Source organism: Streptomyces sp. NPDC059455 (genome assembly GCF_042750115.1).
Classification (GTDB): Bacteria; Actinomycetota; Actinomycetes; order Streptomycetales; family Streptomycetaceae; genus Streptomyces; species Streptomyces endocoffeicus.
In genome coordinates this window covers 1-11,663 of the sequence record NZ_JBHYVB010000280.1, presented here as the reverse complement: position 1 = coordinate 11,663, position 11,663 = coordinate 1, and the positions used below count along the sequence as shown (strand labels likewise).

The following is an 11,663-nucleotide window of genomic DNA, read 5'->3' as shown; positions in this document are numbered from 1 at the left end:
TCGTGGGAGGTGCTGGAGCGGGCGGGGATCGACCCGGTGTCGTTGAAGGGCAGCCCGACCGGTGTCTACGCGGGCGTGATGTACCACGACTACGCCGCCGGGCTCAGCGGCGGCGACGCGCGGCTGGAGGGCTACGCCATGCTGGCCAGCTCGGGCAGTGTGGTCTCGGGTCGGGTGGCGTACACGCTGGGCTTCGAGGGCCCCGCCGTGACGGTGGATACGGCGTGTTCGTCGTCGTTGGTGGCGATGCATCTCGCGGCGCAGGCGTTGCGGCAGGGGGAGTGCACCCTGGCCCTGGCCGGTGGCGTCACGGTGATGGCCACCCCGGATGTGTTCACCGGTTTCTCCCGCCAGCGCGGTCTGGCCCCCGACGGCCGCTGCAAGCCCTTCGCCGCTGCGGCCGATGGCACCGGCTGGAGCGAAGGCGTGGGCGTTCTGCTGCTGGAACGGCTGTCGGACGCCCGCCGCAACGGTCATGACGTCCTGGCCGTGATCCGTGGCTCCGCCGTCAACCAGGACGGTGCGTCCAACGGGCTCACCGCGCCCAACGGCCCCTCCCAACAGCGGGTGATCCGGCAGGCCCTGGCGAGCGCCGGTCTGTCGCCGTCCGACGTCGACGCGGTGGAGGCACACGGTACGGGTACCACGCTGGGTGACCCGATCGAGGCGCAGGCGCTCCTGGCCACCTACGGTCAGGAACGCCCCGCCGAGCAGCCGCTGCTGCTCGGCTCGATCAAGTCCAACATCGGCCACGCCCAGGCGGCGGCGGGTGTCGCGGGCGTCATCAAGATGGTGCAGGCGATCCGGCACGGAACGATGCCCGCCTCCCTGCACATTGACGAACCCACTCCCCATGTGGACTGGGAGAGCGGTGCGGTGCGTCTGCTGACCGAGCCGGTGGGATGGCCCGACGACGAGCGACCGCGCCGGGCCGGGGTGTCCTCCTTCGGTGCCTCCGGCACCAATGCCCATCTCCTTCTTGAGCAGGCCCCCGAGACGGTCGAGCGCGTCGCGACCGAGCCCGTGGCCTCCCCCGACCACCTACCGGCCGTCCCATGGTCGCTGTCCGCTCGGAGCGCGGAGGCACTGCGTGGCCAGGCCGCCGCGCTGGCCGAACGGGTGGCCGGGTACCCGGAGATGTCGATGGTCGAGGTGGGCTGGTCGCTCGCGACCACCCGGTCGCTCTTCGAGCACCGGGCGGTGGCGTTGGCCGATGACCGAGCCGAGCTGCTGGCCGCTGTAGAGGCGCTGGCCACCGGCGAACCCCATCCGGGTGTGGTGCTCCCCGGCAGCGGAGCGGCGGCGGGCAAGACGGTGTGGCTCTTCAGCGGTCAGGGCAGCCAGCGCCAGGGGATGGGGGCCGGGCTGTACGACCGGTTCCCGGTGTTCGCCACCGCGTTCGACGAGGTCTGCGGGCTGCTCGACCCCCACCTGGAACATCCCCTCCGCGACGTGGTCTTCCACGGTGTGGCCGAGCGGCCGGGGCTGTTGGACCACACCACCTACGCCCAGGCGGGGCTGTTCGCGCTGCACATCGCCTTGGCACGGCTGCTGGACTCGTTCGGCGTACGCCCCGACGCCGTCATCGGGCATTCGATCGGCGAGATCGCCGCGGCCCATGTCGCCGGGGTCTTCGACCTTCCCGACGCCTGCCGACTCGTGGCCGCCCGCGCCACGCTCATGGGCCAACTCCCCACCGGCGGAGGCATGGCCACCATCGCCGCCACCGCCGAGGAACTCGCCGAGGATCTGGCGGCCTACGACGGCCAGATGGGCATCGCCGCCCTGAACACCCCCGGCAACACCGTGGTCTCCGGTCCGATCGAGCTGGTCGCCGACATCCGTGCCACCTGGGCGGCGAAGGGCCGCAAGACCAGGACACTGACGGTCAGCCACGCCTTCCACTCCCCGCTGATGGATCCCATCCTGGAGCCGTTCGCGCAGGCCATCGATGGCCTGACCTTCCACCGGCCCACCCTCCCGGTGCTCAGCAACCTCACCGGGGAGCCGGCCGCCGAGGAATTGGCCACACCGGACTACTGGGTGCGGCACATCCGCCGGCCCGTGCGATTCCACCCCGCCGTCGCTCATATCGCGCCCGACACGGGTGTCTTCCTCGAGCTCGGCCCCGACCCCGTCCTGGCCACCGCGACCCAGCACACCCTTCAGCACCTCGCCGCCGACGAGGCGACGGCCGACACCGACGAGGGCGAGGGCGGGACCGGGCGGCCGAGCCCGCTGGTGGCCGCCACCCTGAGCCGTAAACGGCCCGATGCCCACACGCTCGGCCACACCCTCGCTCAACTGCACACCCATGGCACCGATGTCGACTGGGCCCGCTGGTTCCCCGCCGATCCGGCGCCCCGGACGGTCGATCTGCCGACGTACGCCTTCCAGCGCGAGCGGTACTGGCTGGCGGCGGGCGGTGGCGTCGGGGACATGGGGGCCGCCGGGCTACAGCGCGTCGAGCACCCACATCTGCCGGCGGCCGTCGGGCTCGCCGATGGCGGGCTGGTGCTGACCGGCCGGATCTCGGCCGGGGGCGCCGGGGGTGCCGGGGACTGGCTGGCCGAGCATGTGATGGCGGGCGCCGTGCTGGCGCCGGGCGCGGCGCTGGTGGAGTGGGCACTGCGGGCAGCCGACGAGGCGGGTTGCGGCGGGGTGGAGGAGTTGGCGCTCCAGATCCCGCTCGTCCTCCCCGCGTCGGGCGGGTTGCGCGTCCAGGTGGTCGTCGGCGTGGCCACCGAGGACGGGCGGCGCGATGTGCGGGTGTACTCCCGGCCCGACCGCGATGTCGAGCCCGGCGCCGACCCGGGCTGGGTATGCCACGCCGAGGGCATCCTGGGCCCGCCGTCTCCACAGGGCCCCGCGCGGGGGCCGGTGGACGGGCCAGGGCGGGCGTGGCCTCCGGTGGGCGCGGAGCCCGTACGGCTCGACGGGTTCTACGAGCGCGCCGAGGTGTCCGGATACGCGTACGGGCCGTCGTTCCGTGGACTGCGGGCGGTATGGCGGGACGGCGCCGATGTACTCGCCGAAGTGGCACTGCCCGAGGCCGCCGGAGACCCGGAGGGGTTCGGTATCCACCCGGCGCTGCTGGATGCCGCGCTGCATCCGGCGTTCCTCCTGGACCGGCCCGAGGAGGACCACGACGACGGCCGGGTGTGGCTGCCGTTCGCCTGGAACGGCGTGTCACTGTGGGCGGGCGGCGCTACGACCGTACGGGTCCGGCTCTCGCCCCAGCGGCAGGAGGCGGGTGGCACCGAGGGCGAGCGCGGGCTGCGGGTCGAGGTGGTCGACGCCGTCGGCGGTCCGGTGCTGACCGTCGACTCGCTGGTGATGCGACCGGCCGCCGTCGACCAGCTGCAGACCTCCGGCGGGCCGCAGGTGGACGGGCTGTTCACCCTGGAGTGGACGCCGCTGCCCGTTCCCGCACCGGACACCGAAACGGAAGGCCAGGAGCCGGATTCGGCGGACGGTGGCGGTTGGGTGGTTCTGGGACCGCGGGAGCGCGGGCCGATCGTGCCGGACGCGGTACGCCATCCGCATCTGGAGGCGTTGGTGTCCGCCCTCGACGGTGGCGACCCCGTTCCCTCGGTGGCCATCGCGTATCTGCCCGCCCTCGGCGACACGTCCGAGCGGCACATCGGCACAGACCTGGCGGCCGACGGTCTGGCGGCCGCGGAGTGGGCGTTGGAGCTGGCGCGGGGCTGGCTGGCCGAACCTCGGCTGGCCGACGCCCGGTTGGTGGTGGTCACGCGGGGGGCCGTCGCGATCGACGCACCCGAAGCGGAGGCTTCCGGAGACGGCGGCGTGGACATGGCCGGGGCCGCCGTGTGCGGGCTGGTGCGCAGTGCGCAGGCGGAGAACCCGGGACGGTTCCTTCTGGTCGATCTCGACCCGGATGCCGAGCCGGTCGCGGAGGGTGTGCGCAGCGTGGTGGCGTGTGCGGCGCACCTGGACGAGCCGCAGGTCGCGGTGCGGGCGGGGCGGCTCCGGGTGCCCCGGCTGATGCGCGCCGGCGGTGTGAGCAGCGGTGGTGTGGCCGCACTGGTGGGGCAGCCCGCATGGCGGCTGGAGCTGACCGGCGCGGCCACGGTGGAGAACGTGAAGCCGGTGCCATGCCCGGAGGTGCTCGAGCCCCTCGGACCGCACCAGGTGCGGGTGGCGGTGCACGCGGCCGGTATCAACTTCCGCGACGCACTCATCAGTTTGGGCATGGTCCCGGGCCAGACCGGGCTCGGTGGCGAGGGTGCCGGCGTGGTGCTGGACATCGGCCCCGAAGTGACCGGGCTCGCCGTGGGCGACCGGGTCATGGGGGTCTTCGACCGCGCGTTCGGCCCGACGGCCGTGACCGATGCCCGCATGGTGACGCCCATTCCCGCCGGGTGGACCTATCCGCAGGCGGCCGCGGTGCCGGTGGCGTACCTGACCGCCTGGTACGGGCTCGTGGAGCTGGCCGGGCTCCGGGCCGGGGAGTCGGTCCTGATCCATGCCGCGACCGGCGGCGTGGGCATGGCGGCCCTACGGATCGCCCGCCACCTGGGGGCGGAGGTCTACGCGACGGCGAGCCCCGGCAAGCACGGGGTGCTGGACGAGATGGGCGTCGACGCGGCCCATCGGGCCTCGTCGCGCGATCTGGACTTCGAGGAGGCGTTCCGGGAGGCCACGGGCGGACGTGGCGTCGATGTGGTGCTCAACAGCCTCGCCGGGCCCTTCGTGGACGCCTCCCTGCGGCTGCTGGCCGACGGTGGCCGACTCATGGAGATGGGCAAGACCGACCTCCGTGACCCCGAGCGCGTGGCGGAAGAGCACCCGGGAGTGGCGTACCAGATCTACGACCTGATCACCGACGCGGGACCCGAACACATCGGCCGGATGCTGGGCGAACTGGGCGAGCTGTTCACCACCGGTGCCATCGAAGCTATCGGAACCACCGGAGCGGCCGAGGCCGCCGGAGCCACCGAGGGTGCCAGGGCCACCGAAGTCACCGAGGCCGCCGCAGCCCTGCCGCCGCTGCCGGTGCGGACCTGGCCGCTGAGCCGGACACGTGAGGCGCTGCGCCATCTCGGCCAGGCCAAGCACACCGGCAAGCTGGTCCTGGACGTCCCCGCCCCCGTGGACCCGGACGGCACGGTGCTCATCACCGGCGGCACCGGCACACTGGGCGCCCTGGTCGCCGAACACCTCGTACGGGTCTGGCGAATCGGGCATCTGCTGCTGGTGAGCCGCCGGGGTCCGGACGCGCCGGGCGCCCAGGACCTCGTCGCCCGGCTGACCGCCTTGGGCGCGCGAGTACGCGTTGTCACGGCCGATGTCACAGACGCGACAGCCGTGGCCGAGCTGGTGGCGGGGGTCGATCCCGCGCATCCGCTGACCGCGGTCATCCATGCCGCGGGTGTGCTGGACGACGCGGTCGTCACCGCGCAGACTCCCGAGCGGCTGGCGCGGGTCTGGGCGGCGAAGGCCACTGCCGCGGCGCATCTGCACACCGCGACGGCACATCTGCGCCTGGGCGCGTTCGTGCTGTTCTCGTCGGCCGCCGGGGTCATGGGCAGCCCGGGGCAGGCCAACTACGCGGCGGCCAACGCCTTCTGCGACGCGCTGGCGGCCCACCGCCAGGCGCTGGGCCTGCCAACGGTCTCGGTGGCGTGGGGCCTGTGGGCCGAGGCCAGCGAGATGACCGGTGGCCTCGCCGACGCGGACCTGGCCCGGATGTCCCGCTCGGGTGTCACCGCGATGGCCGCGGGCCACGCCCTCCGGCTGCTCGACGCGGCGTCCGAGCACGGCGGCCACCAGCTGATCGCGGCGGATATGGACACCCGTGTCCTCGCCGCCCAGCCCACCGAGGGGCTCCCCGCCACGCTCCGCGCCCTCGCCGCCTCGGGCGCCGGTGGCGCGGCGGCACGGCGTACGGCGGCGGCAGCCGACGCACGGCCGGACGACTGGGCCGACCGGCTGGCGGGCCTGTCCGCCGCGGAACAGCACCGCGCCGTCCTCCAGTTGGTCCGTGGCCATGTGGCCACCGTGCTCGGACACGCCGAAGCCGAAGCGGTGCGGGCGGACACCAACTTCAAGGAGCTGGGCTTCGACTCGTTGACCGCCGTCGAACTGCGCAACCGGCTCGCCGCCGCCACCGGTCTGCGTCTGCCCGCCGCCCTCGTCTTCGACTATCCGGACGCGGCCGTGCTCGCCGACTACCTGCTGGAGCGCATCGCCCCGGCGGTCGGCGCCACACGGGGCCGTGGAGGCGCCGATCCGGTCCTCAACGAACTGGCCAGGCTCGAAGCCACCCTGATCGGCCTCGAGATGGAAGACGACGACTCGGGGGCGGTCACGGCACGGCTCGAAGGCCTGCTGGCGAAGTGGAAGGCGACACGAAAGCCGGCGGAGGAAGAGATGACCGCCGCGGAGAGGCTGGAGTCCGCGTCCGCGGCCCAGGTCCTCGACTTCATCGACAACGAACTGGGCGTGTCCTGAATGTGCCGGGCGCGACGACCGCTGAGGGCCGGGTGAAACCTCATGGTGAACGTGAATGAAGAGAAGCTGGTCGAGTATCTCAAGCGCGTTTCCGCGGATCTGCACGATACGCGCCAGCGTTTGCGTGAGGTGGAGGAGCGATACCAGGAGCCGATCGCGGTCGTGAGCATCGCCTGCCGGTTCCCGGGCGGGGTGAACACGCCCGAGGACCTGTGGCGGCTGGTCGCGGGCGGTGTGGACGCCATCGGGGACTTCCCCACCGACCGCGGCTGGGACCTCGACAGCCTCTACCACCCGGACCCGGACCACCCCGGCACCACGTATGTCCGCCGGGGCGGATTCCTCTACGACGCCGACCGATTCGACCCGCGGTTCTTCGGCATCAGCCCGCGCGAGGCGCTCGCCACCAGCCCCCAGCAGCGACTGCTGCTGGAAACCGCCTGGGAGGCATGCGAGCGGGCGGGAATCGACCCGGTGTCCCTCAAGGGCTCCCGGACGGGCGTCTACGCCGGTACGGCCACCACCGGCGGCACCACATCGGGTGACCTTCCGCAGAAGGGATCCGAGGGATACGCGGGCAACGCACCGAGCCTGCTCTCGGGCCGGGTGTCCTACACCCTCGGTCTGGAGGGACCGGCCGTCACGGTGGAGACGGCGTGTTCGTCCTCCCTGGTCGCGATCCATCTGGCCTGCCAGGCACTGCGGCAGGAGGAGTGCGCCCTGGCCCTGGCCGGCGGGGTGACGGTGATGACCACCCCCGAGGTGTTCACCGGCTTCTCCCGGCAGCGGGGGCTGTCCCCGGACGGGCGGTGCAAGGCGTTCTCGGCGAACGCCGACGGAACGGGATGGGGCGAAGGCGTCGGCCTGGTGCTGCTGGAGCGGCTGTCCGACGCCCGGCGCAACGGTCATCGGGTGCTGGCGGTGATCCGGGGCTCGGCCATCAACCAGGACGGCGCCAGCAACGGCTTCACCGCGCCGAACGGCCCCTCCCAGCAGCGGGTCATCCGCCAGGCCCTCGCCAGCGCCCGGCTGGCCCCGTCCGAGGTGGACGCGGTGGAGGCGCATGGCACGGGCACCAAGCTGGGCGACCCGATCGAGGCCGATGCGCTGATCGCCACGTACGGCCGCGACCGGGCGGAGGACCGGCCACTGTGGCTCGGCTCGCTGAAGTCCAACATCGGCCATACGCAGGGTGCGGCTGGTGTGGCCGGTGTCATCAAGATGGTGATGGCCCTGCGGCACGACGTACTCCCGGCCACCCTCCACGCCGAGGAGCTGACGCCGCATGTGGAGTGGGACGGCGGCGGTGTACGGCTGCTGACCGAGCCGGTGGAGTGGCCGAACGGTGAGCGCCCGCGCCGGGCCGGTGTGTCGTCCTTCGGGATCAGCGGCACCAACGCGCATGTGATCGTGGAACAGGCTCCTGAGGAGGATGCGTCGGAGCCGTCCTCCGAGGCGGGCGGGGTGGTGCCGTGGGTGGTGTCGGGTCGGAGTGTGGAGGCGTTGCGGGGGCAGGCTGCGGCGTTGGGTGAGTGGGTGGGGGGTGCGTCTGGGCTTTCGTTGGTTGACGTGGGGTGGTCGTTGGTTACGGCGCGGTCGGTGTTTGAGCATCGGGCGGTGGTGGTGGGTGCTGATCGGGCCGGGTTGTTGGCGGGTGTGGAGGCGTTGGCGGGGGGTGTGTCGCATCCGGGTGTGGTGGAGTCGGGTGCGGCGGCGTTGACGGGTGATGTAGGGCCGGTGCTGGTCTTTCCCGGTCAGGGTTCGCAGTGGGTGGGGATGGGTGCGGAGCTGTTGGAAGCGTCGCCGGTGTTCGCGGCGCGGGTTGCGGAGTGTGAGCGGGCGCTGGCGCCGTTTGTGGAGTGGTCGCTCTCGGATGTGTTGCGTGGGGTGGAGGGTGCGGCGGATTTGGGGCGGGTGGATGTGGTGCAGCCGGTGTTGTGGGCGGTGATGGTGTCGTTGGCCGCGGTGTGGGCTGGACATGGCGTACGTCCTGCGGCGGTGGTGGGCCACAGTCAGGGTGAGATTGCGGCGGCTGTTGTCGCGGGTGCGCTGTCGTTGGAGGATGGCGCGAGGGTCGTGGCGTTGCGGAGCAGGGCGTTGCGGCGGTTGGCCGGTGGTGGGGCGATGGCGTCGCTGGGTGTGGGTCAGGAGCGGGCGGGGCAGTTGCTGTCCGGGCTTGGGGATCGGGCCACTGGTGTGGGTGTGGCGGCCGTGAACGGGCCCTCCTCCACCGTGATTTCCGGTCCGCCGGAGCAGGTGGCCGCTGTCGTGGCCGTGTGCCAGGACGCGGGGGAGCGGGCGCGGCTGATCGAGGTGGACTACGCCTCGCACGGCCCTCAGGTGGAGGAGATCCGCGATGAGTTGATGCGGGTGCTGGAGGGCGTCCGTCCGCTCGATGCGTCCGGTTCGGATACGGCGTTCTACTCGACCGTGACCGGCGACCGTGCCGTCACCACCGACTTGGACGCCGCCTACTGGGTGACCAATCTCCGTGAGCGGGTGCGGTTCACCGATGCTGTTCAGGCGCTGCTGGTGGCCGGGCACCGGGTGTTCATCGAGGCCAGTACGCACCCCGTGCTCACCCTCGGTCTGCAGGAGACCTTCGAGGAAGTCGAGATCCCGGCGGTCACCGTGCCCACCCTGCGCCGCGATCACGGCGGCCGGGCCCAGCTCCTCCACTCGCTCGCCCAGGCGTTCACCGCCGGGGTCGACGTCGACTGGAGGGCCGTGTTCCCGGGTGACCCCACCCCTCGTACGGTCGATCTGCCCACGTATGCCTTCCAGCGTCAACGCTACTGGGCCACCGCCACCGGCGGGATCGGTGATGTGGGTGCCGCGGGGCTGCAGCGGGTGGAGCATCCGTTGTTGCGGGCGGCGGTGGGCCTTGCCGATGGCGGGCTGGTGCTGACCGGACGGGTGTCGGCCACCGGTGGCGACGGCTGGCTCGGTGACCATGTGGTCGCGGGAGCGCCGCTGGTGCCGGGCGCGGCGCTGGTGGAGTGGGCGCTGCGGGCGGCCGATGAGGCGGGCTGTGGCGGTATCGAGGAACTCGCCCTGCAGGTGCCGTTGGTGCTGCCGGAGTCGGGCGGGCTGCGGGTGCAGATCGTGGTGGGCGAGGCCGCCGAGGACGGGCGGCGCGATGTGCGGGTGTACTCCCGGCCAGACCGCGATGCCGAGCCCGGTGCCGATCCGGACTGGGAGTCCCATGCGGAGGGTGTCCTGAGCCCGCCGGCCGCGCCGGGCGTGGCCGAGGAGTTGGCGGGAGTCTGGCCTCCCGAGGGCGCTAAGCCGGTGGACGTCGAGGACTTCTACGAGCATGCCGCGGCGTCGGGCTATGCGTACGGGCCGTCGTTCCAAGGGGTGCGCGCCGTGTGGCGGGACGGTGCGGACCTGCTGGCCGAGGTGGCGCTGCCCGAGGCGGCCGGGGACGCGGACGGATTCGGCATCCATCCGGCACTGCTCGACGCCGCCCTGCATCCCATGCTGCTCGCCGCCGACATCGAGTCGGCCGACGATGCCGGGATGAGGCTGCCGTTCGCCTGGAACGGCGTGTCGTTGTGGGCCACGGAGGCGACCACGGCCCGGGTCCGGCTCTCGCCCCATCGGGACGGTGCGGCGGGGGAGCGCGGGTTGCGGGTGGTCGTGGCCGATGGCATGGGCGCCCCGGTGCTCACGGTCGACTCCCTGACGATGCGTCCCGCCGACCCCCGTCAGCTGCGATCCGTGGGCGGGCGTGGCGTCGACGGGCTGTTCACGCTGGACTGGATCCCGATGCCCGACATGCCGGACGCGGACGCCTCCGGCGCCATGGGCTGGGTCGTACTGGGCGAGGACGCGCTGCACCTGGCCGAGGAGCCCGGACTCGGCGGCGGGGGAGTGGTGTGCCATCCGGGTCTCGACGTGCTGGTCGCCGCGCTCGACGACGGTACGCCACCTCCCGCGTTCGCCGTGACCTGCCTGCCTGCCGACGGTGGACCGGCGGACGCCGGAGCCGCGGCCAGGGCGGCTGATGGCTTGGCCGCCGTCGGCCATGCGCTCGAGTTGGTGCAGGGGTGGCTGGCCGAACCACGGCTGGCCGAAGCCCGGTTGGTGGTGGTGACACGTGGCGCGGTGTCGACCGGCGACCCTGATGAAGGCGGGGATCCCGGCGACGGAGAGCTGAATGTGGCCGCCGCGGGGCTTTGGGGGCTGCTGCGGAGTGCCCAGGCGGAACACCCGGACCGGTTCGTCCTTCTCGACCTTCACCAGGCCATCGATCCGGCCGCGGGTGAGGTGGCGGATGCCGTGGTCCGTGCCGTACGGGCGGATGAGCCACAGGCGGCGCTGCGCACCGAGGGGCTGATGGTGCCCCGGCTGATGCGGGCGCGGGCCACCGACGGTGCCGACGAGGCGGAATCCGGCGGGCTGACCCCTGGTGGGCTCGACCCGGACGGCACGGTGCTGATCACCGGTGGTACGGGTCTGCTGGGCGGTCTGGTGGCCGAGCATCTCGTACGTACGTGGCAGGTCAAGCGTCTGGTGCTGGTCAGCCGACGTGGGTCGGACGCGCCCGGCGCACCGGAGCTGGCCGAGCGGCTGAGCGATCTGGGTGCGCGGGTGCGCATCGCCGCGGTGGATGTCACGGACGCGGACGCGGTGGCCGGGGCGGTGGCCGGTATCGACCCGGCGCATCCGCTGACCGGTGTCATTCATGCGGCGGGGCTGCTGGATGACGCGGTGGTCACCTCGCAGACGCGGGAACAGATGGCGCGGGTGTGGGCGGCGAAGGCCACGGCGGCCGGCCATCTGCACACCGCCACCGCCGATCTTCCGCTCCGCATGTTTGTGATGTTCTCCTCGGCCGCCGGAGTCGTGGGCAACGCGGGCCAGGCCGGATACGCGGCGGCGAACGCGTTTGTCGACGCGCTGGTGGCCCATCGGCGGGCGCTCGGGCTGCCCGGACTTTCCCTGGCCTGGGGGCTGTGGGCGCAGGCCAGCGAGATGACCGGGCATATGGGCCGGTCGGATCTGACGCGGCTGCGCGGAATGAGGCCGTTGTCGTCCGAGCGCGGGCTGGCCTTGCTGGATGCCGCATGCCGGTTCGCGAACCCGCTGATGGTGGCCGCCGCCGTCGACCCGGCCGGGGGGGGCGGGGTGGTTGTTGCGGCGGCGGTGTCGTATAAACAACTGACGCTGCCCTCGGTATT

2 protein-coding genes are annotated in these 11,663 nt (G+C 72.7%); both read left to right on the top strand.

The genetic code is table 11. From position 1 onward, the window contains the following. Nucleotides 1-6,477 (top strand): type I polyketide synthase (locus tag ACFXB5_RS48905; RefSeq protein ID WP_385221323.1); only part of this gene is annotated, 6,477 nt, incomplete at its 5' end. 42 nt (nucleotides 6,478-6,519) lie between these two features. Beyond that, the coding region (locus ACFXB5_RS48900; protein WP_385221321.1) for a type I polyketide synthase at nucleotides 6,520-11,663 on the top strand (5,144 nt) is incomplete at its 3' end.